At 74.6% G+C, this 26,716-nt stretch carries 24 protein-coding genes and 1 pseudogene; 13 read left to right on the top strand and 12 right to left on the bottom strand.

What is annotated here, in order from left to right:
* Positions 1 to 86 precede the first annotated feature (86 nt).
* Both K2F47_RS33260 and K2F47_RS33255 read left to right on the top strand, forming a co-directional pair.
* Positions 87 to 749, top strand: coding sequence for a hypothetical protein (locus K2F47_RS33260; protein WP_242910056.1), 663 nt, complete (start codon positions 87 to 89; stop codon positions 747 to 749).
* 190 nt (positions 750 to 939) lie between these two features.
* Positions 940 to 1,584 carry a TetR family transcriptional regulator gene (locus tag K2F47_RS33255; RefSeq protein ID WP_242910055.1) on the top strand — a complete coding sequence of 215 codons (645 nt, stop codon included), beginning with the start codon at positions 940 to 942 and terminating at the stop codon, positions 1,582 to 1,584.
* Here K2F47_RS33255 and K2F47_RS33250 read toward each other — a convergent pair.
* The 6 genes and pseudogenes from K2F47_RS33250 to K2F47_RS33225 all read right to left on the bottom strand — a co-directional run bounded on the left by K2F47_RS33250 (position 1,556) and on the right by K2F47_RS33225 (position 7,215).
* Positions 1,556 to 2,194: a hypothetical protein gene (locus tag K2F47_RS33250; protein ID WP_242910054.1), complete on the bottom strand. Its 639-nt coding sequence runs from the start codon at positions 2,192 to 2,194 to the stop codon at positions 1,556 to 1,558. The two genes, K2F47_RS33255 and K2F47_RS33250, sit on opposite strands and share 29 nt — an antisense overlap.
* Positions 2,195 to 2,198: 4 nt before the next feature.
* A pseudogene (locus K2F47_RS33245) lies at positions 2,199 to 2,702 on the bottom strand (SigE family RNA polymerase sigma factor); the annotation flags it as partial.
* Between the two features lie 19 nt (positions 2,703 to 2,721).
* Positions 2,722 to 4,494, bottom strand: a complete 1,773-nt coding sequence (locus K2F47_RS33240; protein ID WP_242910051.1) for a hypothetical protein — start codon at positions 4,492 to 4,494, stop codon at positions 2,722 to 2,724.
* Positions 4,491 to 5,294 carry a dolichyl-phosphate beta-glucosyltransferase gene (locus K2F47_RS33235; protein ID WP_242910049.1) on the bottom strand — a complete coding sequence of 268 codons (804 nt, stop codon included), beginning with the start codon at positions 5,292 to 5,294 and terminating at the stop codon, positions 4,491 to 4,493. The genes K2F47_RS33240 and K2F47_RS33235 overlap by 4 nt, the downstream gene beginning before the upstream one ends.
* Positions 5,295 to 5,356: 62 nt before the next feature.
* Positions 5,357 to 6,967 (bottom strand): monocarboxylate uptake permease MctP, encoded by a 1,611-nt coding sequence (gene mctP, locus K2F47_RS33230; RefSeq protein WP_242910047.1) that lies wholly within the window; start codon positions 6,965 to 6,967, stop codon positions 5,357 to 5,359.
* 5 nt (positions 6,968 to 6,972) lie between these two features.
* Positions 6,973 to 7,215 (bottom strand): DUF3311 domain-containing protein, encoded by a 243-nt coding sequence (locus K2F47_RS33225; RefSeq protein ID WP_242910045.1) that lies wholly within the window; start codon positions 7,213 to 7,215, stop codon positions 6,973 to 6,975.
* A gap of 291 nt (positions 7,216 to 7,506) precedes the next feature.
* On the opposite strand from K2F47_RS33225, the gene K2F47_RS33220 reads away from it, so the two are divergent.
* From K2F47_RS33220 to K2F47_RS33210, 3 genes are all read left to right on the top strand, one after another.
* Entirely contained in the window at positions 7,507 to 9,729 is a 2,223-nt protein-coding gene (locus tag K2F47_RS33220; RefSeq protein WP_272497807.1) for an anthranilate synthase component I, read from the top strand.
* A gap of 278 nt (positions 9,730 to 10,007) precedes the next feature.
* On the top strand, positions 10,008 to 10,154 hold the full coding sequence (locus tag K2F47_RS33215; RefSeq protein ID WP_173390966.1) for a GPGG-motif small membrane protein: 147 nt from the start codon (positions 10,008 to 10,010) through the stop codon (positions 10,152 to 10,154).
* Positions 10,155 to 10,235: 81 nt separating this feature from the next.
* A complete protein-coding gene (locus tag K2F47_RS33210; RefSeq protein WP_242910043.1) occupies positions 10,236 to 11,153 on the top strand; it encodes an SDR family oxidoreductase in 918 nt (305 codons plus the stop codon).
* On the opposite strand, the gene K2F47_RS33205 is transcribed toward K2F47_RS33210, so the two are convergent.
* Positions 11,137 to 12,144 carry a helix-turn-helix transcriptional regulator gene (locus K2F47_RS33205; RefSeq protein WP_242910041.1) on the bottom strand — a complete coding sequence of 336 codons (1,008 nt, stop codon included), beginning with the start codon at positions 12,142 to 12,144 and terminating at the stop codon, positions 11,137 to 11,139. The two genes, K2F47_RS33210 and K2F47_RS33205, sit on opposite strands and share 17 nt — an antisense overlap.
* 110 nt (positions 12,145 to 12,254) lie before the next feature.
* Here K2F47_RS33205 and add point away from each other — a divergent pair, with 110 nt between their 5' ends.
* Complete coding sequence (gene add / locus K2F47_RS33200) at positions 12,255 to 13,277, top strand: adenosine deaminase (RefSeq protein ID WP_242910039.1); 1,023 nt, start codon at positions 12,255 to 12,257, stop codon at positions 13,275 to 13,277.
* 15 nt (positions 13,278 to 13,292) lie between these two features.
* On the opposite strand, the gene K2F47_RS33195 is transcribed toward add, so the two are convergent.
* The 3 genes from K2F47_RS33195 to K2F47_RS33185 all read right to left on the bottom strand — a co-directional run bounded on the left by K2F47_RS33195 (position 13,293) and on the right by K2F47_RS33185 (position 17,111).
* On the bottom strand, positions 13,293 to 14,525 hold the full coding sequence (locus K2F47_RS33195; protein WP_242910037.1) for a DUF1266 domain-containing protein: 1,233 nt from the start codon (positions 14,523 to 14,525) through the stop codon (positions 13,293 to 13,295).
* A 62-nt stretch (positions 14,526 to 14,587) separates the two neighbouring features.
* A complete protein-coding gene (locus tag K2F47_RS33190; RefSeq protein WP_242910034.1) occupies positions 14,588 to 14,899 on the bottom strand; it encodes a hypothetical protein in 312 nt (103 codons plus the stop codon).
* A gap of 133 nt (positions 14,900 to 15,032) precedes the next feature.
* Positions 15,033 to 17,111 (bottom strand): molybdopterin-containing oxidoreductase family protein, encoded by a 2,079-nt coding sequence (locus tag K2F47_RS33185; protein ID WP_242910032.1) that lies wholly within the window; start codon positions 17,109 to 17,111, stop codon positions 15,033 to 15,035.
* A gap of 196 nt (positions 17,112 to 17,307) precedes the next feature.
* On the opposite strand from K2F47_RS33185, the gene thyX reads away from it, so the two are divergent.
* From thyX to K2F47_RS33170, 3 genes are all read left to right on the top strand, one after another.
* Positions 17,308 to 18,105: an FAD-dependent thymidylate synthase gene (gene thyX, locus K2F47_RS33180; RefSeq protein WP_242910030.1), complete on the top strand. Its 798-nt coding sequence runs from the start codon at positions 17,308 to 17,310 to the stop codon at positions 18,103 to 18,105.
* 112 nt (positions 18,106 to 18,217) lie between these two features.
* A complete protein-coding gene (locus tag K2F47_RS33175; protein WP_272497855.1) occupies positions 18,218 to 19,012 on the top strand; it encodes a helix-turn-helix domain-containing protein in 795 nt (264 codons plus the stop codon).
* An 80-nt stretch (positions 19,013 to 19,092) separates the two neighbouring features.
* Positions 19,093 to 20,175 carry an MBL fold metallo-hydrolase gene (locus tag K2F47_RS33170; protein ID WP_242910026.1) on the top strand — a complete coding sequence of 361 codons (1,083 nt, stop codon included), beginning with the start codon at positions 19,093 to 19,095 and terminating at the stop codon, positions 20,173 to 20,175.
* A 7-nt stretch (positions 20,176 to 20,182) separates the two neighbouring features.
* On the opposite strand, the gene K2F47_RS33165 is transcribed toward K2F47_RS33170, so the two are convergent.
* Positions 20,183 to 21,355, bottom strand: a complete 1,173-nt coding sequence (locus tag K2F47_RS33165) for a globin domain-containing protein (protein WP_242910024.1) — start codon at positions 21,353 to 21,355, stop codon at positions 20,183 to 20,185.
* A gap of 505 nt (positions 21,356 to 21,860) precedes the next feature.
* Here K2F47_RS33165 and K2F47_RS33160 point away from each other — a divergent pair.
* Genes K2F47_RS33160 through K2F47_RS33145 form a run of 4 tightly spaced genes read left to right on the top strand, consistent with a single transcriptional unit; the run spans position 21,861 to position 25,347 of the window.
* The gene (locus K2F47_RS33160; protein WP_242910022.1) at positions 21,861 to 22,604 is read left to right on the top strand and encodes a gamma-glutamyl-gamma-aminobutyrate hydrolase family protein; all 744 of its coding nucleotides are present in this window, start codon (positions 21,861 to 21,863) and stop codon (positions 22,602 to 22,604) included.
* A gap of 16 nt (positions 22,605 to 22,620) precedes the next feature.
* Positions 22,621 to 23,583 carry an alpha/beta hydrolase gene (locus tag K2F47_RS33155; protein WP_242910020.1) on the top strand — a complete coding sequence of 321 codons (963 nt, stop codon included), beginning with the start codon at positions 22,621 to 22,623 and terminating at the stop codon, positions 23,581 to 23,583.
* Positions 23,580 to 24,374 carry an enoyl-CoA hydratase/isomerase family protein gene (locus tag K2F47_RS33150; RefSeq protein ID WP_242910019.1) on the top strand — a complete coding sequence of 265 codons (795 nt, stop codon included), beginning with the start codon at positions 23,580 to 23,582 and terminating at the stop codon, positions 24,372 to 24,374. Before K2F47_RS33155 ends, K2F47_RS33150 begins: the two co-directional genes overlap by 4 nt.
* Positions 24,375 to 24,381: 7 nt before the next feature.
* Positions 24,382 to 25,347: a TAXI family TRAP transporter solute-binding subunit gene (locus K2F47_RS33145; RefSeq protein ID WP_242910017.1), complete on the top strand. Its 966-nt coding sequence runs from the start codon at positions 24,382 to 24,384 to the stop codon at positions 25,345 to 25,347.
* A 7-nt stretch (positions 25,348 to 25,354) separates the two neighbouring features.
* On the opposite strand, the gene K2F47_RS33140 is transcribed toward K2F47_RS33145, so the two are convergent.
* Complete coding sequence (locus K2F47_RS33140) at positions 25,355 to 26,704, bottom strand: sensor histidine kinase (RefSeq protein ID WP_242910015.1); 1,350 nt, start codon at positions 26,702 to 26,704, stop codon at positions 25,355 to 25,357.
* Between the last annotated feature and the right edge of the window lie 12 nt (positions 26,705 to 26,716).

Raw genomic sequence — 26,716 nt, 5'->3', positions numbered from 1 at the left:
TTGCGAGGACGGATCGGTAGGGCGGCGGCACACCGGGTACGGCTTGACTGATACGGAGAGTAACTCGACCTGGTCAGGAGGTTTCCATGACTGGGATGGTGAATACCCCGGGCACGCGCAGGGCCGGGATGTGGAAGGCGCCGCGCAGCCGCGGCATGATCAGCGGCCTGCTCCTGGTGCTGCTGGGGTTGTGGGGCGGGCTCATCCCGTTCATCGGCCCCTACTTCGACTTCGGGTTCGGGTCGAGCGACGCCTGGGTCTACAACACCGACCGCCTGGTGCTGTCCATTCTCCCGGCGATCGCCGTGGGCGTGGGCGGGCTGATCCTGCTGGCCAGCGCCAACCGGCCGCTCGCCATGATCGGATCCTGGCTGGCCATTCTGGGCGGCCTGTGGTTCGTGGTGGGCACCACGATCGCCGTGCTGTGGAACGCCGACGTGGGTGCGCCGCTCGGCGGCGAGGGGCGGCAGGTCGCCGAACGGCTGTCGTTCTTCCAGGGGCTCGGCGCGCTCAGCATCATGCTCGCGGCGATGGCGCTCGGCCGCTTCCTGGTGGTCGGCGTCCGCGAGGTGCGGCGGGCAGGGCAGCGACGGGCGGAAGGAGAACGCGCCGCCGCGCAGGACGAGGCCGGCCGGGGATCCACGGCCGCACCCGAGTGGGAGAGGCGACCCGGCCCCCACGACGAGGGGACGCAGCCGTCCGAGCCCGCCGAACGCAGTTGGCCCAGCACACGGCCATCACGCCGGTGACCCGAACCCGGTGACTCGAACGGAGTACCAGCGTCACCACCAGCGCGCATCGATCACGATGCGAGTACAAGACCATCGGAAAGGGAGACCTGATCGACCCGCGTCCCGCCGGTACCGGCGGGACGCGGGTCGACGGCCTCCCTGGTGTTCGACCGCGACCGCGGGGACCGTTCCGGGTAGGTTCCAGACCATGACGACGGGGGCGGGGCGCGATCCCGATCGCCGTCGCGCGCTGCTGGAGGCCGCCGACCGCGTCATCCGGCGGGAGGGGCCGGGCGCGTCGATGGCCGCGATCGCCGCCGAGGCCGGGATCAGCAAGCCGATCCTGTACCGCCACTTCGGCGACAAGGGCGGGCTGTACCGGGCGCTCGCCGAGCGGCACACGCGCGCGCTGATCGAGGCCCTGCGGGGCGAGTTCTCCCGGGACGCGCCGATGGCCGCGCGCGCCCGCGCCACCGTGGACGCCTACCTGGCGACGATCTCGGCGGACCCGAACCTGTACCGCTTCCTCGTCCACCGGGCCGGGGCGCGCGATCCGGCCGCGCACGGCGCGATGAGCGCGATGGTCCGGGACGTCGGCCGGGAGCTGGCCGAGACGCTGATCGCCGAGGGCGAGCCGGTCGACCCGGTCCGCGCCCACGTGTGGGGCCACGCGATCGTCGGCATGGTGCGGACGGCGGGGGACTGGTGGCTCGACCACGACCGCGAGGTACCGAGGGCGGAGGTCGTGGACGGCCTGGTCGAGCTGATCCTCGGTGGTCTCCCGGTCGCCGCGTCCGGGCCTGCGTCCGGTCCCGCGTCCGGGCCTAGCCGCCCCCGGCCGGGAGCACGCTGAGGGCGACCCGCTGGGCCCGCGCCTCGTCCGCGCCCTGCCCCTTGAGCGACACGAAGCCCCACGCCCCGGGCTTCCACTCCCACGCCAGCTCCACCGCGCCGGCCCGCAGCACCGGAGTGGCGAGGACGTACGCGCGATGGCCGTGCACGTCGGGTGCGCGCCGTCCCGACGGGGTCCGGCCGCCGCTGCCCGGCGGCAGCCCGCCCGCCGGGTACATCTCCACGATCCCGTCCGCGCGCAGCGCGCCGCCGGGGTGCTCGACCCGCAGCGTGATCCGCTGGACGTCGCGTCCGGCCTGGTAGGACGCCGGGGCGAAGCCGCCCGCCGACCCGACCGTGAACGCGTGCCGGCCCGCGTCGAACCGCTCCGCCGACGCCGCCGGGCGGGGGGCCGGATCGGGGTCGGTGCCCGCCCGCTGCGCGAGGGCCGCCGAGACGGCGATCACCGCGATCGCGGCGGCGGTGGAGCCCGCGGCCGCCGCGCGGCGGGCCCGCACCCGGCGCCGACCCGACCGGACGGCGCGTCCGGTGTCCACGGTCCCGGCGGCGGGCGGCTCGAGGCCGCGCAGCGTCCCGAGGAGCCGCACGGTGTCCTTGTCCTGGTCGTCCATGGTGTTACTCCTCTCCCCGGGCGGTGGGGAAGGCCGCGTCGCGGGCGCCCATCAGGGCGCGCAGGCGGGCGAGGCCGTGCGCGGTCTGGCTCTTCACGGTGCCCTCCGAACAGCCGAGGATCTCCGCGACCTCCGCGACCGGCAGGTCGCACAGGAACCGCAGGACGAGCACGGCGCGCTGCCTGGGCGGCACCCGCTCCAGCGCGGCGCGGACCACGGCCCGGGTCTCTACGTCCGGCCCCGGCGCGGACGCCTGCCCCGGCGTGTCGGCGGGCGCGCCCGTCAGCCGGACCCGCGCCCAGGCCAGCCGCCGCTCGCTGAGAAAGGCCCGCACGAGGATCGCGCGGACGTACCGGTCGGTGTCCTCGGCCGCGCGGGCCCGCCGCCAGTGTACGTAGAGCCTGGTCAGCGTCGTCTGGACGATGTCGTCGGCGCGGTGCGCGTCCTGGCACAGCAGGTGCGCGATCCGCCGCAGCCCCGGCAGTGCCCCGGTCACGTACTCGACGTACTCGCGTTCGTCGACGGGGTCACCTCCCCACGTCCCACACCCACACGCCGCCCTCGTACCTCCCGGGCCCGAGCAGTTCCTGGAGGACCTCGCGCAGCACCTGGTGGCGGTCCCCGGGGCCGAGCACGACCGCGTCGGCCCTCCAGTAGGCGAGGTCGGCGCGGGCGGCGGCCCGGTCGGCGTCCCTGACGACCGGCGGGAACTCCTCGTCGCGCGCCTTGGCCAGCAGGTCGGACGTCGGCCGCCGGGGCGCGCCGTACCCGCCCTCGCGGTCGGTTCCGAACGGGCCGATGAAGTAGCCCTCCGGGACGGGGAACCCCAGCCCGGCCTCGACCTGCCAGTGCAGCGGCGTCGCGTCCGGGACGTCGGGCAGCGGCGCGGGCACCAGCGTCCGGCCCGGGCGGACGTGGTGCCGCCACGTCCCGTCGGTGAAGAACGCCGGCACCGGCGGACGGTCGTGCGCGGCGAGCGGCTTGGGCACGACCGGCACCAGCGCCTGCGCGAGGACGACGCCGCACAGCACCCCGGCCCGCCTCCCCGGCGGCGCGGCGGCGAGGAACCGGTCGACGCCGAGCGCCAGAAGCAGCCCGACCGCCGGGACGCACACCAGCGTGAACCGCGACTCGATCACCGACTCGAACAGCGGCAGCCGCGACACCAGCCGCCACGGCCCCGGGATTCCGGTGTCGTGCCCGTCCACGACCACCTCGCGGCCGAGTGAGAGCCAGGCGGCACCGACGATCACCACGCCCAGCGCCCGCGCGAGCGGGTCGCGCCGCAGCCACGCCAGCCAGGCCAGCAGCGCCCCGACCAGCACCACCAGGGGCCAGCCGAAGAACGCGTTCTGCTCGGTCGGGCTCGCGTCCAGCGGCCCCGGCAGCGCCTGGTGCCCCGCGAGCGACTGGCGCGCGAACGCGGTGAGCGCCGTGACGTCGTTGCCGGACGGGTAGTGCTCCAGCCCGTCATAGCTCTGCCTGCCGAAGAACTGCCACACCAGCGCGTAGGTGGTGAGCGGCAGGAAGACCCCGGCGGCGACGCCGAGCCCGGGCGCGAGCCGCCGCGCCGCCGCCCGCGCCGCCGCCGGGCGCAGCGCCGCGTACGCCGCCGCGAACAGCGCGAGCCCGGTCGCGGCGAGCAGCAGCACCTCCTCGCCCAGGTAGATCTGGTACGCCGCGAGCAGGCCGAGCGGCGCGCCCTCGCGGACGGGCCCGCCCTCGCCCCGGGCCAGCCGGACGAGCCGTCCGATCATGAACGGGATCGCGGCGAGCACCACGAAGTTCGGGTGGGCGTTGGCGTGCGAGACGATCGGCGGCGCGAACCCGCAGAACCCGCCGCCCACCGCCGCGGCGGCCCGGGACGCCCCGAGGTGCCGCTGGAACAGCCGGTACCAGGCGGTGGCGCTCCCGCCGAGGCCGAGCGTCAGCACCAGCGCCCACGTCACCGAGGGCCCGAACGCCAGGGTGACCGGCGCCAGCGGCACCGACAGCCCGAGCATGACGGTGTTGCCCATCAGGTTCACGCCGGCGGGATGGTTCTGGAGCGTGGTGAAGAACGGGTCGTCCAGGTGGGTGACGGCGCGCGCGGTGACGGCGAAGAACCACTCCCACTGGGTCTGGTCCTGCCCGCCGTCGACGAGGTAGCGGCGGCCGGGGTCGGCCCACAGCCGTCCGAGGACGGCGACCGCGGCCAGCAGGAACCCGGCCGTGACCGCGAGGTCGGCCCGCCGCCCGCCGAGCCGCCGCCGGGGCCGCGCGCCGTCCACGCCGGGCCGGGCGCCCACGTCCGCCGTCACGCCGGGACCCGCCCGTCCCGGACCGCGGGGACCGGCGCCGCCTCCCGGGGCGGCGGGTCGACCCGCACCGGCCCGAGCCGCAACCCGATGAGGACGACCTCGGCGAGCACCTTCGCGTAGTCGACCGGACGGACCTTGGACCCCGGACGGTGCGTCCAGCGGACCGGCACCTCCGCGACCGGCCAGCCGAGCCGGGCGAACAGGCAGAGGATCTCGACGTCGAAGCCCCAGCCGTCCACCCGGGCCACGGTGAAGGCGGCCCGGGCCCGGCCGCCGTCGAACAGCTTGAACCCGCACTGGGTGTCCTCGATCCCGCGCACCGCGAGCGCCCGGATCAGCGTCCGGCCGAGCCGCGCGGGCGCCAGCCGCAGCGGATGCCGCCGGACGCGCGCCCGCGAGCCGATCGCCGCCGCGCACCGCGGGCCGAGCGCCGCGCGCAGCCGGTCCAGCTCCTCGACCGGGGTGGCGAGGTCGGCGTCGGTGACCAGCACGAGCCGCCCGCGCGAGGCGAGCACGCCGGTCCGGACGGCGTGCCCCTTGCCCCGGTTGGCGGGCGTGCGCAGCAGCCGGATCCGCGGGTCGCGCCGGGCGGCGGCCCGCACCGGCCGCGCGGTGCCGTCGGTGGAGCCGTCGTCGACGACGATCAGCTCCCAGCGGTCCGCGCCCCGGTCCAGGTGCGCCCGGACGGCGCCGAGCGTGCGCGGCAGGCGCGCCAGCTCGTTGTGGGCCGGGATCACGACCGACAGCTCGACGGGATCGCGTGGTGCGGCGCCCAGAAGGTCGCGCGGTGAGGCGTTCACACCTGGGAGACCCCGCCGGGCCGCCGTCCGGTTGTATGACATGGGTCACATGTCGGCATGGATCAGGTACTGCCGGCGAGCTCGATCGGCTTGACCTTCGGGTCGCTCGCGTCGGCGAGGTAGTCGTCCGGACGGGTCGCGTCCACGCCGTCGGCGAGCCGCGCCGCCCGGCAGACCAGCGTCCCGGCGGCGGCGACCGCCAGGTTGACGGCCAGCGCCAGCATGCCGACGTAGACGGTCATCTTCGTGTCGAGGCCGAGGTCGCCCAGCTTGTAGGCCGAGCCGCCGAAGTGCTCCTTGCCCTTCGCCGGGTTCGGGACCTCGTACAGCATCCACAGGCCCGCCGCCATGCCCGCCGCCCAGCCGGCCAGCAGCGCGCCGCGGTGGAACCAGCGCGTCACCAGGCCGAGCGCCACCGACGGCAGCGTCTGGAGGATGATGACGCCGCCGATCAGCTGGAGGTCGATCGAGAACTCGGGGTCCAGGAGCAGGATGCAGGCCACCGCGCCGACCTTGACCACCAGCGACACGAGCTTGCTGACCGTCGCCTCCTGCTTCTCGGTCGCGTCCGGGCGGAGGTACTCCTTGTAGATGTTGCGGGTGAACAGGTTCGCCGCCGCGATCGACATGATCGCCGCCGGGACCAGCGCGCCGATGCCGACGGCGGCGAACGCCACGCCCGCGAACCAGTCGGGGAACATCTTGTCGAACAGCAGCGGGACGACCGTGTTGGTGTCGGGCTTCCCGTCGGTCACCACCGGCTTCACGCCCGCGTCGATCGCCATCAGGCCGAGCAGCGCGATCAGCCCGAGCACGAGGCTGTAGGCGGGCAGCGCCGCCATGTTCCGCTTGATCACGTCGCGGTTCCGGCTCGCGAGCACGCCGGTGACGCTGTGCGGGTACAGAAACAGCGCGAGCGCCGAGCCGAGCGCCAGCATCGCGTAGTTGAGCTGGTTCGTGCCGTCCAGCAGGATCCCGTCGTTCGGCGCCGGGCTCTTCGCGAACTTCGCCTGCGCCGAGTCGAAGATGTCGCCCCAGCCGCCGAGCTTCGTCGGGATGTACAGCACCGCGACGATGATCACCAGGTAGATCAGCACGTCCTTGACGAAGGCGATCAGCGCGGGCGCCCGCAGCCCCGACTGGTAGGTGTAGGCCGCCAGCACCACGAACGCGATGACGATCGGCCAGTGCCCGTGCACGCCCATCGACTTCAGCACGGCCTCGATGCCGACCAACTGGAGCGCGATGTAGGGCATGGTCGCGACGATGCCGGTGACCGCGACCGCGAGGGCCAGCGTCGGCGACCCGAACCGGGCGCGGACGAAGTCGGCGGGGGTGACGAACCCGTGCACGTGCGACACCGACCACAGCCGGATCAGGACGAGAAAGACGATCGGGTACATCACGATCGTGTACGGGACGGCGTAGAAGCCCGCCGCGCCCGCGCCGAACACCAGCGCCGGGACGGCGACGAACGTGTAGGCGGTGTACAGGTCGCCGCCGAGCAGGAACCAGGTGATCCAGCCGCCGAAGCTGCGGCCGCCGAGCCCCCACTCGTCCAGGCTGTCCATGTCACCCGGCCGGCGCCACCGCGCCGCGACGAAGCCCATTCCGCTGACCAGCAGGAAGAGCGCGCCGAACACGATCATTTCGGTGAGGTGGTCGCTGGACACGCCGCTCAGCCCCGCTTCCGGGTCATGCGGTACACGAGGACCGTGCAGACCACGCCGAGCGGGATGAACGCGAACTGCATCCAGTAGAACGCGGGAAACCCGCCGAGGCGGGGCTCGTCGTCGTTGTACAGGAAGGTCAGCAGCGGCACCGCGGCGGGGACGGCGAGGAGCCAGTTCCAGCGGCTGCGGTCGGAGCGGGCGGGAGGCGGCGGCGGGGTGCGGTCCGTGCCGGGTTCTGTCGAGGCCAAGGGGCCCTCCTCGTCACGTGCGGTCGAGCGCGCGGCCCGCCTCGGGGCACGGGCCGGGCCATGATCGAAGCCGGGTGAGCCTATCCCCGGGCGGTCACGGACCGATCTCGCTTCGTAGGCCCCCTGGTCACGGGCCGGGTTCCCGGGCGTACGCGCCGTCGCGGGCGCGGCCGCCGTGGTAGCCTCGCCGCATGCGAACCGCGACCTTCCAGTGGTGGTGGCGCCGCTGAGGCGGCGCCGGTTCGTGCACGTTCAAGACCAAGGCGACCGCCCTCCCGGCGGTCGTTTCGCATGTCCTCCGCCGGCGCAGGGCCCGAACGACGAGGGGCCACCACGGTGGAGACCGTCTCACAGCAGCCGATGAGCAGCGAGTTCGTCACGGCCGGGGGCATCGGCGTGACCCGTACCGCGACGCCCGTCGATCCCGAGCGGGGGTCGGCGGTGCTCAACGCGCTCGTCGCCGCCGTGGGGGAGCGGCGCGGCGGGGTGCTCAGCTCGGGCATGGAGTACCCCGGACGCTACAGCCGCTGGCACATGGCCTACGTGGACCCCTGCCTGGAGATCGTCGCGCGCGGCCGGACGGTCACGGTGCGCGCGCTCAACGGGCGCGGCCGGGTCGTGCTGCCCGCGCTGGTCCCGGCGCTGCGGGCGACCGGCGAGGTCCGGGCCGACGAGCCGGACGTCTTCGCCGTGTACGTCCCGCCCACCGAGGAGTTCTTCGCCGAGGAGGACCGCAGCCGCCAGCCGACCGTGTTCACCGCCCTGCGCGCCGTCGCCGACGTCTTCCGCTGCGACGACCCCCGCCTCGGCCTGTACGGCGCGTTCGGCTACGACCTGTCGCTCCAGTTCGAGCCGCTCCGGACGCGGCTGGAACGCCCCGCCGACCAGCGCGACCTCGTCCTGCACCTGGCGGACGAGATGGTCGTCGTGGACCGCAAGCGCGAGACCTCGCACCGCCTGGCGTACGAGTTCGAGGTCGGCGGCGCGAGCACCGCCGGGCTGCCGCGCGCCACCGAGCCGACGCCGGTGCCCGAGGCGGCGGCCGACCTGCCCGCGCAGCCGGTGCCCGGCGTGTACGCGCGGATGGTCCGGGAGGCGAAGGAGCGGTTCGTCCGCGGCGACCTGTTCGAGGTGACGCCGGGGCACGCCATGTACGGGCGGTGCGACGCGCCCGCCGTGTTCTTCGAGCGGCTGCGCGAGACCAACCCGGCGCCGTACGAGTTCATGTTCAACCTGGGCGACGGCGAGTACCTGGTGGGCGCCTCGCCGGAGATGTTCGTCCGGGTCACCGGCGACCGGGTGGAGACGTGCCCGATCGCCGGGACGATCCGGCGCGGCGGCGACGCGCTGGAGGACGCCGAGCAGATCCGCGCGATCCTCACCTCCGCCAAGGACGAGTCGGAGCTGACGATGTGCACCGACGTCGACCGCAACGACAAGTCGCGGATCTGCGTCCCCGGGAGCGTGCGGGTGCTCGGCCGCCGGCAGATCGAGCTGTACTCGCGGCTGATCCACACCGTGGACCACATCGAGGGGCGGCTGCGGCCCGGGTTCGACGCGCTCGACGCGTTCCTCACCCACATGTGGGCGGTGACGGTCACCGGCGCCCCGAAGGCGTGGGCGATGCAGTTCATCGAGGACCACGAGGAGTCGCCGCGCCGCTGGTACGGCGGCGCGGTCGGGTTCATCGGGTTCGACGGCTCGATGAACACCGGCCTGACGCTGCGCACCGCGCAGATCCGCGACGGCGTCGCCACCGTCCGGGCCGGGGCGACGCTGCTCTACGACTCCGACCCCGAGGAGGAGGAGCGCGAGACGCACCTCAAGGCCAGCGCCCTGCTGGGGGCGCTCGCGGCGGCGCAGGCGGAGACCGGCGCCGCCCCCGCCCCCGCCGCTGCCGCCGGGGAGGCCGCGCCGGAGCCGGCGCGGCCGGGCGAGGGCCTGAAGGTCCTGCTGGTCGACTACGAGGACTCGTTCGTCAACACGCTCGCCGACTACTTCCGGCAGGAGGGCGCCGAGGTCGTCACGCTGCGGCACGGCTTTCCGGTGCGGATGCTGGACGAGCACGCTCCCGACCTGGTCGTCCTGTCGCCGGGGCCGGGCCGTCCCGAGGACTTCGGCACGGCGGCGCTCATGGACGCGCTGGACGAGCGCGACCTCCCCGTCTTCGGCGTCTGCCTCGGCCTCCAGGCCATGGTGGAGCACGCGGGCGGCGGCCTCGCGCTGCTGCCCGAGCCGTCCCACGGCAAGCCGGGGCAGGTGAAGGTGGCCGGCGGCGGCCTGTTCGAGGGCCTCCCGGACGAGTTCACCGCCGCCCGCTACCACTCCCTGCACACCACGCCCGACCGGCTGCGGGGGTTCCAGGTGACGGCGCTGACCGGCGACGTGGTGATGGGGATCGAGGACCCGCGGCGCCGCCGGTGGGCCGTCCAGTTCCACCCCGAGTCGATCCTCACGGCGGCGGGCGGGGCCGGGCACAAGATCGTCGCCAACGTGCTCCGGCTCTGCCGCTGACCGGGCCCTCATGCCGTTCGGGGGTGTTTCGGGCGGCGGCCCTAGTCCCGAGGCACTAGCCGGACGAGCCGGAAATGGTTCTGTGGTCCCTACCGTGCGGGGTCTGCGGACGGAAGACTCTGTGACGGCAAGAGTGCCACGTTTCCGTGACACGTGTTTGACCGCTGTTATCCCCCACGGAGGGGGGAGGCGTCCCCCCTCCGTACCAAATCCGCGTTTCGGGTGACCGAAATTAAGCCGAGTGTTTTGCCGGTCTTGTTGCGGGGATCCCGCTCCACATGATGACAATCCTGTGGCTCATCGCTGTGATCCTGGTCATCGCGGGGATCTATGTGATCCTCGCGCGGCGCGACCTGATCTGGGGCGCCGTCCTCATCGTGGTCGGCCTGCTGGTCGGCCCGGGCGGCGTCAGCATCTTCACCTGACCGAAAATCCATCCCCAAAACCGGCGACGCCCCGGGAAAGCCTGACGTGGGATGTCAGGTTTCGGTGCCAGCATCGTCTCCATGAACCGTGCACTGACTGGAAAGATCGCACTGGTCGCGGGGGCGACGCGGGGGGCCGGCCGCGGCATCGCCGTCGAGCTGGGCGCCGCCGGCGCGACCGTGTACTGCACCGGACGCTCCACCCGGGGGCGCCGGTCGGAGATGAACCGTCCCGAGACCATCGAGGAGACGGCGGAGCTGGTGACGGCCGCGGGCGGCGAGGGTATCGCCGCCCCGGCCGACCACCTCGACCCCGCCCAGGTCGCCGCGCTGGTCCGGCGCGTGGATAAGGAGCAGGGGCGGCTGGACGTCCTGGTCAACGACGTCTGGGGCGGCGACGGGCTCTTCGAGTTCGGCAAGCCGCTGTGGGAGCAGTCGCTGGAGGACGGCCTGCGCCTGCTCCGGCTGGCCATCGACACCCACGCCATCACCAGCCACCACGCGCTGCCGCTCATGATCCGTGAGCCCGGCGGGCTCGTCGTCGAGGTGACCGACGGGACCGCCGAGTACAACGCGAAGTACCGCAAGGACGTCGGGTTCTTCTACGACCTCGCCAAGAGCGCCGTCATCCGCATGGCGCTCGCCCAGTCCGTGGAGATCGCCCCGTACGGGGCGACGGCGCTCTCGCTGACGCCGGGATGGCTGCGCTCGGAGGCGATGCTCGACCACTACGGCGTCACCGAGGAGACGTGGCGCGACGCCACCGAGAAGATTCCGCACTTCGCGATCTCGGAAACGCCCGCGTTGGTCGGGCGCGCCGTCGCGGCCCTCGCCGCCGACCCCGAGCGGGCCCGCTGGAACGGGGCCTCGCTGTCCAGCGGGGGCCTGGCCAAGGAGTACGGGTTCACCGACGCCGACGGCAGCCGTCCCGACGCCTGGCGCTACATCGCCGAGGTCGTGGAACCGGACCTGCCCGCCGACGTCAGCGGTTACCGGTAGCGTCCGGCCTGCCGGAGGCGTCCGGCGCCCGGTCGTAGAGCGCCGCGAGGCGGGCGGCGGCGTCGGCCATCCGGGCGCGGAGCTCCGGCGGGTCCAGGACCTCCGCCTCCGGCCCGAGCCGGAGCAGCTCCGAGAACGCGACGGGCACCGACTCGACGGGCAGGGTGGTCACGACCCATCCCTTCCCGTCGGGCGGTCCCGCCGCTTCGGCCGCCCGCTCCGCCGCGTACGGCTCGACGGCCCACCGCAGCGCCCGCATCCCGGCGGGGCTGAGCCGCACCGTGACCTCGTCGCCGAGCATCGAGCGCAGGAATGCCGCCGCCTGCTCCCGCCAGTGCGCGGCCAGGTCGAACGACTCGTCGCGCTCGAACCGCTCGCCGGTGGGCCGGACCGCGGTGACCCGGCCCGCCCGGTAGGTGCGCGGCGTGCCGTCCACCCGCGCGACCAGGTACCAGGTGCCGTTCTTCAGCACGAGCCCGTACGGCTCGGCCGTCCGGACGACCTCCCGGTCCTTGCGGTAGCGCAGCTCGACGACCTCGTCCTCCCAGACCGCCCGCGCCAGCTCGCGCAGCAGCTGCGGCGGCTCGGCCTCCCCGAACCAGCCCGGCGCGTCCAGGTGGAACCGCTGCGCGGCCCGGGCGGGCGCGTCCCGCAGCGGCGCGGGGAGCGCCGCGAGCACCTTGAGCTCTGCCGACGCGACGGCGCCGCCGAGGCCCATCTCCCCGGCCGGGCCCGGCAGCCCCGACAGGAACAGCGCCTCGGCCTCCTCGCGGGTGAGCCCGGTGAGCCGCGTCCGGTACCCGCCGACCAGCCGGTACCCGCCGTTGCGGCCCTGGTCGGCGTACACCGGGACGCCCGCCGCCGACAGCGCCTCCACGTCCCGGTAGACGGTCCGCTCCGACACCTCCAGCTCGCGCGCCAGCTCGGCCGCCGTCATCGTCTCCCGCGACTGGAGGAGCAGGACGAGCGAGATCAACCGGGAAGCCCTCACGCTTCCATCCTGGCACCCGGCCCGACCGTCGAGACCATTCTTGACAATCTGATGTGAGGTTCGGCGGTTTCTCCTGTCGGTCGCGGCCCGGCGGCTGTTAGTTTCGCGGCGTGCTGACCGAACACCCCTCCATCGAGGCGTTCATCGACGCCCTCCCGAAGGTCGAGCTGCACGTCCACCTCGTGGGCTCGGCGTCCGTCCCGACCGTCCTGGAGCTGGCCCGCCGCCACCCGGACGGCCCCGTCCCGGTCGGCGAGCGCGAGCTGCGCGACTTCTACCGGTTCCGCGACTTCCCGCACTTCGCCGAGGTGTACGAGTCGGTGTCGAGCCTGGTCCGGACGCCCGAGGACGTCGCGACGCTCGTCCTCGGCACGGCCCGCGACCTCGCCGCGCAGAACGTCCGCCACGTCGAGCTGACCGTCACCCCCTACACCCACCAGCGGGCCGGGATGCCGATGCCGGAGATCACCGAGGCGCTCGACCGCGCCGTGCGGGAGGCGCGGGACGCGCACGGCGTCCGCGTCGCCTACATCTTCGACATCCCCTCCGAGTTCGGCGAGGAGGGCGCGCGCCGCACCCTCGACCACGCGCTCGCCCACCCGCCGGAGGCGCTGGTCGGGTTCGGGCTCGCGGGCATCGAGCAGTGCCGCCCGCCGCACCGCGACACCTACCGCGACGCGTTCGCGGCGGCGCGCGCCGCCGGGCTGCGCAGCGTCCCGCACGGCGGCGAGATGAGCGGGCCCGAGATGATCTGGGAGAACATCGAGGGGCTGCGCGCCGAGCGGATCGGGCACGGCATCAGCTGCCTGGACGACCCGCGCCTCGTCGCGCACCTGCGCGAGACGCAGATCCCGCTGGAGGTGTGCCCGACGTCCAACGTGTGCACCGGGCAGGTCGCGTCCCTGGCGGAGCACCCGCTGCCGCGCATGCTGGAGGCGGGCCTGTTCGTCACGCTCAACAGCGACGACCCGCCCATGTTCGACACCACGCTCACCGGCGAGTACCGGGCGGCGGCCGAGGTGTTCGGCCTGGACCGCGCGGCGCTCGCCGCCCTCGCCCGCAACGCGGTCACGGCCTCGTGCCTGGACGCGGCCGCCCGCCAGGCGATCATCGACGAGATCGACGCGCTCTGACCGTGCCGCCCGGAGCTAGCCCCAGGACATCCGGCGCCAGGGGCTGGCCGGGTCCTCCGCGAGCACGCGGTGGCCGGTGAGCGAACGCTCGTACCACTCGCCGAACTCGCCGTCGTCGAAGCGGAGCATCCGGCCGAGGATGTACCCGGCGGAGAACGACTCCCACGACGGGTATACCTGGTGGGCGCGGTGGCCGGCCGTCAGCACGCACTTCTCGGCCTCCTCCGCGTCGCAGTACCCGCAGTTCAGGCCCCAGCGGGCCATGTTCACCGCGCGGCCGAAGTCGTAGCCGTACACGCTCTCGACCAGGCCGCCCGGGGGCAGCAGGCCGTCGGCGCGGAACCGGGACTCGTACCGCAGGATCGTCGCGGACAGCCCGACGACCTCGCGGACGGTCTGCTCCCCGATGTCGCGCTCCTCGCACCAGGCGACGATCGCCGCCCGCCACGCCCGCGGGTCGGTGCCCCGGCCGCGCCGGTCGAGCACCATCTGGATCGCGGGGTCGCTGTTGTTCGCGTCGAGCAGCCGGTCCATCTGCTCGCGCCAGCTCGCCGAGTCGGTGACGCCCCAGTCGCGCTCCAGCAGCTCCCGGTCGTTGCCGTCGTCGGTGAGAGCGTTCCACGCGACGCCGTTGCCGACGGCCAGGTGCGCGCCGACGGCCAGCGCGGCGGCGAGCCGTCCCCACGGTGCGCCGTCGGGATCGGTGACGAGGATGTCGTGGTCGCGGTCGGGGCGGCGCTCGGCCTCGGCGAGCAGCTCCGCCACCCGCCGGTGCCCGTCCCCGCCGGGCGGCATCTGCGCCAGCAGCTCGCGCAGCGGCAGCAGCGCCTTGCGCGGGCCCGCGTCGCGCACGATGAGCCGCGCCGCGTGGACGCCCGCCGCGTCCGCGCGCCGGTGGTCCTGGAGCGACGCGAACCCGGTCATCGCCGCCCACGCCCGCCGCGCCGCCTCGCCGGTGCGCCCGGCGGCGGCCAGCACGTGCGCGGCCTGCGCGTCCAGGACCGCACGGACCTCCCCGCCCATGGACGCGGCGGCCCGCTCGACGGCGTCGAGGATCCGCTGCGCCTCACCGGTCTGCCCGGCCGCGGCGAGCGCGCGGGCGTGCCGGGCCCGCACCGCGACGGCGGACGTCCAGTCGCCCCGCGCCTCCATCGCCTTCGCCGCTTCCGCGTAGGCCGCAGCGGCCTCCCCGGCCCGCCCCTGCCGCTCGAACTTGCGGGCACGGTCGAGCATGGCCTGATAAGTCATGACTTTCCTCCGCGCCAAACCGTACCGGTTGGCCGCTCAGAGGAGGATCGACTTCGCCGGTGTCAGCGGCGGTCCTCGGGCACGGTGGGCTCGATCTCCAAGGCCCGCTCCAGCGCGGCGATGCGGCGGTCACGGTCCGCCAGGTCGGCGAGCAGCCGCCGACGCGTCGGAGGACGCCTGGCCATGACCGCGAACACCGGCAGCCAGAGCGGCCAGAGCAACGCGGACGTGCACGCGGCCACCGCGCCGGCGAACCTCATCACGAAGTCGTCCTCAGTGCCGTCGTCGTCCTCGTTCAGTTTGAGGTACGCGGCGCGCGCGGCGACGAACCACACCGCCGCATACCCGGCGGTCGCCAGCCAGAACACCACCAAGGAAAGCTCCTTTCCAGAGCGGGGCTCGGACGGCACGCCCCCCCGGCGAGCGGCGCCGAACGTCAGGGCGTGGCCGCACCGCGAACGGTATCGCGCCTTCCTCCGGGGTGACATCGGCGCTGGACGGGTGTGCTCAGTGTGCGTTCTCGGGGTCGTCAGGTATCGCGGTGATCTCGACGCGGGTGTCGTGGAAGACGGGGCCGCCGCCGAGGTCGGTGTCGCGCTCGTCCACGACGGCGTTGGCGTTGGCGCCGCCCGCGAACTTCGGCCAGTGGCCCTTGGAGGTCGCGGCGACGCCCGGCCGGACCTGGTCGGTGACCTCCAGGACGGCCTCGAACGCGCCCCGGTCGTTGGCGACCCGGACGGCCTGCCCCGAGATGAGGCCCCGGGCTTCCGCGTCGTCCGGGTGAAGCCGGACCGACAGCTCGCCCCGGCGCCGCCGCAGCTCGGGGTTGTTGGCGAACTGGGTGTTCAGGGACTCGTGCGACGCCGCCGAGATCAGCGCCAGCGGGTAGCGGGCGGCGCGCGCCGCGTCCGCGACCTCGGCCGGGGGCGTGTAGCCGGCGACCGGGTCGGCACCGGCGGCCGCCGCGAGCGCGGAGCGGAACTCCAGCCGTCCGGACGGCGTCGGGAAACCGTCGGCGTACGGCAGGAACGGGTCCGGCACGGACATCCGCACGAAACCCTCCTTGCGCAACCGGTCGAGCGTGACGCCCGCCAACCAGGGGTGGTCGGAGTCCAGCAGCTGCTCGGCGAGGCTCTCGTCGGAGTCGTAGAGGCTCGGCTCCTCCAGGCCCATCCGCCGCGCCAGCCGCCGGAACGTCTCGGCGGTCGGCAGGCACTCGCCGGGCGGGGCCACGGCGGGCTCGTTCCACGTCAGGTACAGGTGGCCGTAGCCCTCGTGCAGGTCGGCGTGCTCGTGCTGGAACGTCGCGGGCAGGACGATGTCGGCGTAGTCCACGGTGTCGGTGGGGAACTGGTCCAGCACGACGGTGAACAGGTCCTCGCGGGCCAGGCCGCGCCGCACCCGGCCCTGGTGCGGGGTGCTGCCCACCGGGTTCGCGGCGATCACGAACAGGGCCTTGACCGGGGGGTCATGGACGTCCAGCAGGCCCTCGCCGAGGCGGCTCATCGACAGCGTCCGCACCGGGCGCGGCCGCAGGTCGTCGCGGTACAGGGCCGCCTTGTTCAGCTTCACGTGCCCGGACGTGGAGAACGACAGCCCGCCGCCGAGCCGCGCCCAGTCGCCCGTCACGCCCGGGATCGACGCGAGGACGCGCAGCGTCGAGCCGCCGCCGGCGTTGCGCTGGATGCCCTGGGTCGCGCGGATCGCGGTCGGGCGGGTCCGCGCGAGCCGCTCGCCCAGCGCGCGGATCCGGTCCGCCGGGACGCCGGTGATCTCCGCCGCGCGCTCGGGCGGGAACCCGGCGATCCGCGCGCGGAACTCCTCCCAGCCCTGGGTGTGCCGGGCCAGGAACTCCTCGTCCTGCGCGCCGAGGCCCACGACGACGTGCAGGAGGGCCAGCGCGAGCGCGGCGTCGGTGCCGGGCAGGGGGGCGAGGTGCTCGTCGGCCTGCCGCGCCGTCCGCGTCCGGACGGGGTCGATCACGACCAGGTGCGCGCCCTTCCTCCGTGCCGCCTGGACGAACGCCCACAGGTGGTGCCCGCTGGTCAGCGGGTTGGTGCCCCACAGGATCAGCAGCCGGGCGTGCGCGAGGTCCTGCGGGTCCATGCCGCCCGCCGACCCGATCGTCGCCTCCAGCCCGGCGGCGCCCGCCGCCGAGCAGATGTTCGCGTCGTGCGCGGACGCGCCGAGCACGTTGAAGAACCGCCGCCCGGAGTAGCCCTCCAGGCCCTGGAGGTAGCCGAGCGTCCCGGTGCCCCAGTAGGGCCAGACCGCCTCGCCGCCGTGCTCGCGGACGACGCCGTCCAGCCGTTCGGCGATCTCGCCGAGCGCCTCGTCCCAGCTGACGCGCTCGAACCGGCCCTCGCCCTTGCGGCCCGTCCGGCGCATCGGATGGAGGATCCGGTCGGGCTGCTCCGCGCGTTCCAGCCACCGGTTGACCTTCGCGCAGAGGGCGCCGCGCGTGTAGGGGTGGTCGGGGTTGCCGCGCATGCGGACGGCCCTGCCGTCCCGGACGGTGACGACCCACGAGCAGCCGTCCGGGCAGTCCAGCGGGCACGCGCCCAGCACCTTCAGCTCGGCGGGCATCGGGCTCCTCTCCGTTCGGGCGGACCCGTCCAGTCTGCGCCATAGCCCTCATGAGTGTCACCATGGGACGCACATGACAGCGGAGGTCCCCGCCGTTCGGGCGGTGGTTCGCGCGTCCGGGGTGCCGGGTTACCGGCACCCGGACCAGGGTGGTTTCCTATGGGGCGGACCACTCGACCCAAGGGGAGATACGACAGTGAAGAGCGTCGAGCCTGAGGTGTTCCTCGTAGCGCGGCCCGAGCTGGACTACGGCGAGGTGGCCCGCTACCTGCGGGAGGTGGGCGGCGAGAGCTGGCTGGAGCGGCTCGACCGGGGCGACCTCGACGCCGAGCTGAACGACCCGCAGAACCTGGCCGAGTTCGCGGGGCGGCTGTGCTACCGGTCGTGGGAGCCGGGCCTCAACCCCAACGTGGTCAGGGTCCGCACCGACCAGGGGCAGTACCTGGAGAACATCCTCCGCAGCCTGCACGGCTCGGTGCTGGAGCACGTCAGCTTCAGCTTCGTCCTGCACAACGTGAGCCGCGTGCTCACCCACGAGCTGGTCCGGCACCGGCCCGGCGTGGCGATCTCGCAGGAGTCGCTGCGGTTCGTCCGCCTCCAGGACATCCCGTTCTGGTTCCCCGAGTGGGCCCGCGAGGACCCCGAGCTGATGAAGCGCGCGACCGCGATGCTGGAGCAGATGGAGGAGTTCCAGGGCTGGATGGCCGGGCACTTCGGGCTCGACGACGAGGGCGTGCCGTTCAAGGAGAAGAAGCACAAGACCTCGTTCATGCGCCGGTTCGCGCCCGAGGGCGTCGGCACCGGCCTGGTCTGGACGGCCAACGTCCGCACGCTGCGCCACACGCTGGAGAACCGCACCGCGCCCGGGGCCGAGGAGGAGATCCGGCTGCTGTTCGGCAGGATCGGCGAGGTCATGCGCCGGGAGGCGCCCGACCTGTTCGGCGACTACGAGGTCGAGGACGGCGCGTGGGTCCCGCAGTGGCGGAAGGTCTAGAGATCTACAACGTAAAGGCAGCGGCCGGTGCCCGTCCTCGTGCTCACGTCCATTACCTGGGGCGTCATCGCCGCGATGACCCCCGCTCGGTAGCGTCGGCGCGGTGACGACGATGACCTTGGGCGACGCGCGGCCGATCGGCGACCAGCTGCGGGCTTGGCGGCAGCGGCGCAGGCTGAGCCAGCTCGAACTGGCCTCGGAGGCGGACGTCTCGACGCGGCACCTCAGCTTCGTGGAGACCGGGCGGTCCGCGCCCAGCCGGGAGATGGTGCTGCGGCTCGCCGAGCACCTGGACGTGCCGCTGCGCGACCGCAACCTGCTGCTGGTCGCGGCGGGCTACGCGCCGGTGTTCGCCGAGACGCCGATCGAGGAGCCGAGGATGGACTCGGTCCGCGCCGCGCTGAAGCAGGTGCTGCGGGGGCACGAGCCCTACCCGGCGGTGGTCGTGGACCGCTTCTGGAACCTGATCGACGCCAACGAGGCCGCCGGCCTGTTCATGGAGGGCGCCTCGCCGGAGCTGCTGGAGCCGCCGCTGAACGTCCTGCGGCTCAGCATGCACCCGGACGGGTTCGCCAAGCACATCCTGAACCTCGCCGAGTGGCGCGCCCACATGATCGACCGGGTGCGGCGGCACGTGGCGCTGACGGCGGACGCGGCGCTGGAGCGGCTGTACCGGGAGCTGCGGAGCTTCCCGGGCGACGTGGGGGAGGCGATGGCGCCGCCGGCGGGCAACGAGGTGTTCGTCCCGCTGCGGGTCCGCAAGGACGGGCAGGAGCTGTCGTTCTTCGGCACGATCGCGACGTTCGGCACCCCGGTCGACGTCACGCTCGCCGAGCTGGCGATCGAGTCGTTCTATCCGGCCGACGAGCGCACGACCGCGTACCTGCGCGAGCGCGCGGGCTGGTGACCGCGCGGGTCGGGTGATCGCGCCGCTCCGGTGACGTGATAGACAGCTGTGCCGACCGTGCTTCCGTCCCCGGAGAACCGATGAAGATCACCGGCATCCTGCAGCACCAGGCGTGGCAGGAGCGCGTGCTCCCGCCGGTGGAGCAGGTGCGGCCGGGGCTGTGGTCGATCCCGGTGCCGCTGCCCGACAACCCCCTCCGGTACGTGCTGGTGTACGGGTTGGAGGTGCCGGACGGCATCGCGCTCGTGGACGCGGGCTGGGACACCCCCGAGGCGTGGGACGCGCTGTGCGCGGGCCTGGGCGTCGCCGGATACGAGGTCGGCGACGTCAAGGCCGTGCTGGTCACGCACCTGCATCCCGACCACTACGGGCTGGCGGGACGCGTGCGGGAGGCGTCCGGCGCGTGGGTGGCGCTGCACCCGGCCGACGCGGGACTGCTGCGCGACCGGTACCGCGACTTCGACGGGCTGATCGAGGCGATGCGGCGGCAGATGGCGCTGCACGGCGTCCCGGACGAGGAGGCGGGGCCGCTCGCCGAGGCGTCCCGGGCGATCCTGCCGCTCGTCCGGCACACCGACCCGGAGCTGCTGCTGGAGGACGGGGAGCAGGTGCCGATCGCGGGCTGGAACCTGCGGACGGTGTGGACGCCGGGGCACTCGCCCGGGCACGTCTGCTTCTTCGAGCCGGACCGGCGGCTGCTGCTGTCGGGCGACCACGTGCTGCCGCGCATCACCCCGGCGATCGGCGTGCATCCGCAGCAGCGGCACAACCCGCTCGCCGACTTCTACGACTCGCTCGACAAGGTGCGGGGCCTGGACGCCGAGGAGGTCCTGCCCGGGCACGAGTACCGGTTCGCGGGCCTCGCCGACCGGGTCGGGGCGCTCGCCGAGCACCACACGGCGCGGCTGGACGAGATCGCGCTGGAGGTGATCCGCGCGGGCGTGGACGGGGCGACCGCCTGGGACCTCGCCCGGCGGCTCACCTGGTCGCGGCCGTGGGCGGAGATCCGGCCGTTCATGCGCCGCGCGGCGATGCTGGAGACGCTCGCGCACCTGGTCATGCTGGAGGCGCAGGGCCGGGTGGACACGGTGGAGGGCGACGGGGTGGACGGCGGCGCGCCGTGCCGCTGGCGGGCCACGCCCGTCCCGCCCGGCACGTCCTGACCGGGCGCTAGACGCGGGCGTGCGGGCCGTCGGCGGAGGGGACCTCCTCGGCCTGGAGGAGGTCGTGGTGGATGTCGGTCAGCGGTATGCCCAGCCGCTGTAACACGGCCACGGTCTGCCGCACCATCGGAGTCGGCCCGGCGACGTAGGCGTCGTGGCCGTCCCAGCCGCCGAGCCGTTCCAGGACGTCGGGCAGCAGGCCGTGCGGCCGGTGCGGGACGTCCGGGCCGGGGTCCCCCTCCGGGGTCTCCGACAGGACGGGCACGACCTTCAGCCACGGGTGCGCCGACTCCAGCCGGCGCAGGTCGGCGAGGTCGTACAGGTCGCGCGCGGTGCGGGCGCCCATCAGCAGGTGGACGTCGCGCCGGTGCCCCCAGGCGGCGAGCTGCTCGACGAGGGCCTTGGCGGGGGCGAGGCCGGTGCCGCCCGCGACGAGCAGCAGGTCGCGGTCCGAGGCGGGGTCGAGCGTCATCGTGCCCATGGCCGGGCCGAGCAGGACGGTGTCGCCGGGCTTGGTGTGCCGGACGAGGGCGCCGCTCACCCAGCCGGCGGGCAGCGCGCGGACGTGCAGACGCAGCAGCCCGTCCGGGCGCGGGGCGTTGGCGATGGAGTAGGGCCGCCAGACCCGGGGCCAGCGCGCGGTCTGCACGGGCAGGTACTGGCCGGCGGTGTAGGGCAGCGGGTCGTCCGGCCGCAGGGTGAGGACGGCGAGGTCGGCCGCGCGGCGGTCGTGCTCGACGACCTCGGCGACCCACCAGGGCGGCGCGGTCGCGGCGTCCCGCTCGGCGGCGGCGATCATGGTGTCGCACGCGGACCGGTAGGCGGCGCTCCAGGCGGCCTCGGCCTCGGCGCTCCAGACGTCGGCGGCGAACGTCCGCAGGGTGGCGATCAGTGCGGCGCCGACGGCGGGGTAGTGCTCGGGCAGCACCCCGAACCGGCGGTGGTCGCGGCCGAGCCGGGCGAGGTAGGCGCTCAGCTCGTCGGGGCTGTCCTGGCTCCAGACGATCCTGCCGAGCGCGTGGAGGAGGCGGTCGTGCTGGGCGCCCATCGCGGGCGGGAACAGCGCCCGCAGCCGCGGATTCTCGGCGAACAGGCGGCCGTAGAAATAGCGCGCCGCCTTTCCCGGCTCGTTTTCCAGGCGGCTGAAGCTCTCTTTGAGAATGCGGGGATCCAATGACATGTCAGGCTCGCCCTCTTGGGTCATCGGGCGCCGGTTCCGCCCGCGCGCGGCGTCGGGTGCCCGGCTCGGTGAGATTCTCGCATCCGAATCGACCGGTCCTCAAGCGGTTCACGGCAACTCCGAGCCGATATGACGGAGCGTAGCCGCGCGCTGGGCGGGTTTGGTGCGAACTTTTCTGACAAAGAGGACGAATACCGATCAGTACCGAAAGAGCGTGATTGGTCGGTTATGTAGTGCGCGGAAATTCGGTGACATGGCGCCGCGCGGAATTTTCCGCCGCGCCGCCGCGCGCCTCCCGAGAACGGACCGGGCGGCGGCGGGAGAGTAATCTCCACCCCGGTAGAGAAAGGGCGGCGTGATCTGTTCGCTACGGAGTGCGGCCTTGGGGCGGGGCGGAGCGTCACGGGGGGCGGCCGGTGGTGCACGATGATGACGTCACAAAGGTGGCGACTCGCCACATATCGTGACCGAAGCGCGGCCAGCGCCGTGGAGAGGGGAACCACGCATGTCAGAGGCGATCCGAGGAGCACCGGAACCGAGCGCCGGCGCGCCGCCGCTCATCGGCGTCACCACCTACCAGGAACCGGCCCGCTGGGGCGTGTGGGTCCGCGAGGCCGCGCTGCTGCCGGTGTCCTACCCGCGCTCGGTCGAGCGCGCGGGCGGCGTCGCCGTCCTGCTGCCCCCGGCCGCGACGCTGCGCGGCCTCGGCGCCTTGGTCTCGCGTCTGGACGGCATCGTCGTCGCGGGCGGCGGCGACGTCGACCCCGACCTGTACGGCGCGGAGCGGCACGCCGAGACCGGCCCGCCGCAGCCCCAGCGCGACCGGTACGAGCTGGCGCTCGTCCGCGCGGCCGTGGACGCCGACCTGCCGTTCCTGGCGATCTGCCGGGGCATGCACGTGCTGAACGTCGCGCGGGGCGGGGCGCTCGTCCAGCACCTGCCCGAGGCGGTCGGCCACAAGGGCCACTCCCCGGAGACCGGGATCGTCGGCTCGCACCGGGTGCGGATCAGCGCGGGCAGCACGATCGGCAAGATCCTCGGGGACGAGTCGGACGTGCCGACCTACCACCACCAGGCGGTGAGCCGCCTCGGCAAGGGGCTGTCGGCGGTCGCGTGGGCCGAGGACCAGGTCGTCGAGGCCGTCGAGCTCCAGGGGCACCGGTTCGGGCTCGGCGTCCAGTGGCACCCCGAGGAGGGCGACGACCGGCGCCTGTTCGAGGCGCTGGTCGCCGAGGCCGCCGCGGGCTGACCCGGAGGCCGCCGCGATGCCCCTGCACCCGCAGACCGCGGGCTTCCTGGAGCTGCTCGCCTCCTGGACGGACGGCGCCCCGCCGGACGAGCCCCCGATCGAGGAGATGCGCCGCGTGCTCGCCGCCGCGTTCCCGCTCGTGACGCGGGAGCTGCCGCACGTCGCCGACCTGACCGTGCCGGGGCCGGGCGGCCCCGTCCCGGTGCGGCTCTACCGCCCGCTGCCCGAGGGCGAGGGCGCGCTGCCCGCCGTGGTCTACCTGCACGGCGGCGGGTGGGTGCTGGGCGGCGTCGACAACGTGGACGCGGCGTGCCGCGAGATCGCGGCCGGCGCCGGATGCGCGGTGCTCGGCGTCGACTACCGGCTGGCCCCCGAGCATCCGTTCCCGGCGGCGGTGGAGGACGCGTGGGCGGCGCTGGCATCCCTCGCCCGCGACCCGGGCCGTTACGGCGCGCGGCCCGGCGCGGTCGCGGTCGCGGGCGACAGCGCCGGGGGGAACCTGGCCGCCGCGCTCGCGCTGCTGGCCCGCGACCGGGGCGTCCCGCTGGCGCACCAGCTGCTGGTCTATCCGGTCACCGACACGGCGATGGACACCCCGAGCTGGGCCGAGTACGGCCGGGGCTACGGGCTGGACGCCGCGACGCTCGCGCGCTTCCTGGAGCTGTACCGGGGCGGCGCCGACCCCGCCGATCCCCGGCTTGCCCCGCTGCGCGCTCCCACCCTCGCGGGCGCCGCGCCCGCTACCGTGATCACCGCCGAGTGCGACATCCTGCGGGACGAGGCGGAGGCGTACGCGCGGCGGCTGGCGGCGGAGGGCGTCCCGGTGGAACTGCGCCGTTTCGACGGCGTCGTCCACTCGTTCTTCCTGCTGCCGGAGATCTTCGACGCCGGGGCCGAGGCCATGCGGCTGGCCGTGCGGCGGCTGCGCGCGGCGTTCGAGGACCTCGACGACGAGGCACGGGAGGGCGGGGCGGCATGAGCGGACGGTACGAGGCCTACGAGCGGCTCGGGATCGACTGGGCGGCCGAGGGGGTGCTCCGGGTGACGATCAGCACGCCCGGCAGGCTCAACGCGGTCGACGCCGTCGGGCACCGGGAACTGGCGGAGATCTGGCGGGACGCCGACGCCGACGAGGACGTCCGCGCCGTCCTCGTGCGCGGCGCGGGGACGGCGTTCTCGGCGGGCGGCGACCTCGCGATGATCGAGCGGATGATGGACGACCACGCCGCGCGGCGCCGGATCATGCGCGAGGCCCGCGACATCGTGATGAACGTGCTGAACTGCTCCAAGCCGGTGGTCAGCGCCGTGCAGGGCCCGGCGGTGGGCGCGGGGCTCGCGGTGGCGCTGCTGGCCGACATCTCCGTCGCCGGCCGCACGGCGCGGATCATCGACGGGCACACCCGGCTCGGGGTCGCGGCGGGCGACCACGCGGCGATCGTGTGGCCGCTGCTGTGCGGGATGGCGAAGGCGAAGTACTACCTGCTGCTCAACGAGGTCATGACCGGCGAGGAGGCGGAGCGGATCGGGCTGGTGTCGCTGTGCGTGGACGACGCCGAGGTGCACGAGCGGGCGCTGGACATCGCCGCGCGGCTCGCCGCCGGCCCGGCGGAGGCGCTGTCGCTCACCAAGCACGCGCTGAACAACTGGCTGCGGCTGGCGGGACCGACGTTCGAGGCGTCCCTGGCGATGGAGTTCCTCGGCTTCACCGGCCCGGACGTCCGCGAGGGCGTGGCGGCGCTGCGCGAGAAGCGCCCGCCCGCGTTCGGATGAGCCCCGTATGAGCACCGCATTAGCACCGTATGAGCACCGCATGAGCGGCGCCGCGTCCCGGCGGGCGTTCCTCGCGCTGGCCGCCGGTGCCCCCGCCGCCGTGGCGGGCTGCGGGGGCCGGTCCGGGCCGAGGGCGCGGCTCAGGCTGGCGGCGGGGGAGGCGGGCGGCGCCTACGAGGTGCTCGGCCGGCGGTTCGCGGACGAGCTGCGGCGCCGCGGCCTGGACGCGCGGGTGCTGCGGACGTCCGGGAGCGTGGAGAACCTCGCCATGCTCGCCGACGGCCGGGCCGAGCTGGGGTTCTCGCTCGCCGACAGCGCCGACCGGGCCGTCCTCGCCGAGCACCGCCCCGTGGCCGCGCTCGCCCGCATGTACATGAACTACGTCCACCTGGTGGTGCTCGCGGGGTCGCCGGTCCGCTCGCCCGCCGACCTGGCCGGGCGCCGGGTGTCGATCGGCGCGGCGCTCTCGGGCACGGCGGTGAGCGCCGAGCGGGTCCTCGCGGCGGCCCGGCTGCGCCGTCCCGCGGTCGTGTCCACGCTCGGCCTGGACGCCTCGGCGCGGGCGCTGCGCGCGGGCCGCGTCGCGGCGTTCTTCTGGTCGGGCGGCGTGCCGACCCCGGCGCTCGCCGCGTTCGCGCGGGCGACGCCGGTCCGGCTGCTCCCGCTCGACGGGCTGGTGGCGCCGCTGCGCCGCGCGCACGGCCCGGTCTACGAGCACGCCGCCGTCCCGGCGGGGGAGTACGGCGGGGCGGGGCCCGTCCCGACCGTCGGCACGCCGAGCTACCTGGTGTGCCGCGCGTCGCTGCCGGGCGACGTCGCGTTCACCGTGACCCGGATCCTGTTCGCGAGCCGGGACCGGCTGGAGGCCCCCGACGCGCCCGGCGGGCGCCTCGACCGCCGCTACGCGATCGGCACCGGCGCCGTCCCGCTGCATCCGGGCGCGGCCCGCTACTACCGCTCCACCTACGGGTGACGGCCCGCTAGGCCGGGAGGCGCAGCTCGACGACCAGGCCGGACGGGCTGCCCGGCAGCAGGCGCAGGGTCCCGCCGCTCGCCCCGGCCAGCTCCGCGGCGATCGCGAGGCCGAGTCCGCTGCCCGGGACGTTCGCGTGGTCGGGCGAGCGCCAGAAGCGGGACGCGGCGTCGGCGAGCCCGTCCCCGCTCAGGCCGGGCCCGTCGTCGGCGACCCGCAGCACGGCCCCCTCCGGCGTCCCCTCCAAGGTCACCGTGACCGTGCCGCCCGAGGGGACGAACTTGTGCGCGTTGTCCAGGGCGGTGTCGGCGACGCGGGCGACCGCGTCCGGCACGGCGTGGACCAGGAGGGACTCCGGCAGCTCCGCCGCCAGCGTCAGCCCCTTGGCGGCGAACACCTCCCGCCACCCCGCCAGCCGGGGCCGCAGCTCGGCGGTCGCGTCGACGTCGCGGACCGCCGCGCCCGACTCGACCCGCGCGAGCGTGAGCATGGCCTCGACGAGCGCGGCGAGCCGGTCGATCTCGGCCATCGCCTCCTCGTGCTCGCGCGTCCCGGCGGCGTCCAGGTGCGGCAGCAGGTTCTCCAGCCGCAGCGACAGGACGGTCAACGGGGTGCGCAGCTCGTGCGAGGCGTCGGCGACGAACGCGCGCTGGCGCTCCATCGCGGCCGACACCGCGTCCGCCATCGCGTTGAACCGGGACGTGAGGCGGCGCAGCTCCGCCGGGCCGACGCCGGGGTCGACGCGGGCGTCCAGCCGTCCACCGGCGATCTCGCCGGTGGTGCGGTCGAGGTCGGTGACGGGCCGCAGGATCCACCGGGCCAGGACCCGCGCCGCGAGCGTCGAGCAGGCGAGCACCGCGAACGCGCCCAGTGCCAGCGCCGCCCACACCAGACCGATGTCGCGGCGGGCCCGCCCGGTCGGCGCCAGCAGCAGCACCGCGCCCGACAGCTGCGCGTCCCGCCCGGCGGGCTCGGCGATCAGCACCGCGCGTGGGCCGAAGGGGCCGAGCGCGGGCAGGTCCTCGGTGGTGCGCCCCGACAGCGCGACGCGGGTCGCGGCGGTGTCGTCGACGTCCATGCGGCCCGCCTCGGCGAGCAGCCTGCCGTCCCGGTCGCGGATCCGCACCGCCGCCCCGTACAGCTCGGCGTAGCGGGTCACCTCGGGGACGAGCGAGCTGCGGTCGCCCTCGCGCGCGGCCCGGTCGGCCAGCTCGGCGAACCGGGTCGCGTCCGCGCGGCGGTCGAGCAGCAGCCGGTTCGCGCGGTGCGCGGCGTAGGCCAGGCCGAGCGGCACCGCCAGCGCCGCGACCACCAGGACGATCAGCACCGTGAACGTCGCCACGAGCCGGGGCCTCACGGCGCGCTCACC

This window comes from Actinomadura terrae, assembly GCF_022751215.1.
Classification (GTDB): Bacteria; Actinomycetota; Actinomycetes; order Streptosporangiales; family Streptosporangiaceae; genus Spirillospora; species Spirillospora terrae.
This window is presented reverse-complemented; position numbering and strand designations above follow the sequence as displayed.

Bases quoted from the DNA above. Each gene is read 5' to 3' on its own strand.
- K2F47_RS33260 (WP_242910056.1), top strand. From the start codon at position 87: ATGACTGGGATGGTGAATACCCCGGGCACGCGCAGGGCCGGGATGTGG.
- K2F47_RS33255 (WP_242910055.1), top strand. From the start codon at position 940: ATGACGACGGGGGCGGGGCGCGATCCCGATCGCCGTCGCGCGCTGCTG.
- K2F47_RS33250 (WP_242910054.1), bottom strand. From the start codon at position 2,194: ATGGACGACCAGGACAAGGACACCGTGCGGCTCCTCGGGACGCTGCGC.
- K2F47_RS33220 (WP_272497807.1), top strand. From the start codon at position 7,507: ATGTCCTCCGCCGGCGCAGGGCCCGAACGACGAGGGGCCACCACGGTG.
- K2F47_RS33215 (WP_173390966.1), top strand. From the start codon at position 10,008: ATGATGACAATCCTGTGGCTCATCGCTGTGATCCTGGTCATCGCGGGG.
- K2F47_RS33210 (WP_242910043.1), top strand. From the start codon at position 10,236: ATGAACCGTGCACTGACTGGAAAGATCGCACTGGTCGCGGGGGCGACG.
- K2F47_RS33195 (WP_242910037.1), bottom strand. From the start codon at position 14,525: ATGACTTATCAGGCCATGCTCGACCGTGCCCGCAAGTTCGAGCGGCAG.
- K2F47_RS33185 (WP_242910032.1), bottom strand. From the start codon at position 17,111: ATGCCCGCCGAGCTGAAGGTGCTGGGCGCGTGCCCGCTGGACTGCCCG.
- K2F47_RS33175 (WP_272497855.1), top strand. From the start codon at position 18,218: ATGACCTTGGGCGACGCGCGGCCGATCGGCGACCAGCTGCGGGCTTGG.
- K2F47_RS33170 (WP_242910026.1), top strand. From the start codon at position 19,093: ATGAAGATCACCGGCATCCTGCAGCACCAGGCGTGGCAGGAGCGCGTG.
- K2F47_RS33165 (WP_242910024.1), bottom strand. From the start codon at position 21,355: ATGTCATTGGATCCCCGCATTCTCAAAGAGAGCTTCAGCCGCCTGGAA.
- K2F47_RS33160 (WP_242910022.1), top strand. From the start codon at position 21,861: ATGTCAGAGGCGATCCGAGGAGCACCGGAACCGAGCGCCGGCGCGCCG.
- K2F47_RS33155 (WP_242910020.1), top strand. From the start codon at position 22,621: ATGCCCCTGCACCCGCAGACCGCGGGCTTCCTGGAGCTGCTCGCCTCC.
- K2F47_RS33150 (WP_242910019.1), top strand. From the start codon at position 23,580: ATGAGCGGACGGTACGAGGCCTACGAGCGGCTCGGGATCGACTGGGCG.
- K2F47_RS33145 (WP_242910017.1), top strand. From the start codon at position 24,382: ATGAGCACCGCATTAGCACCGTATGAGCACCGCATGAGCGGCGCCGCG.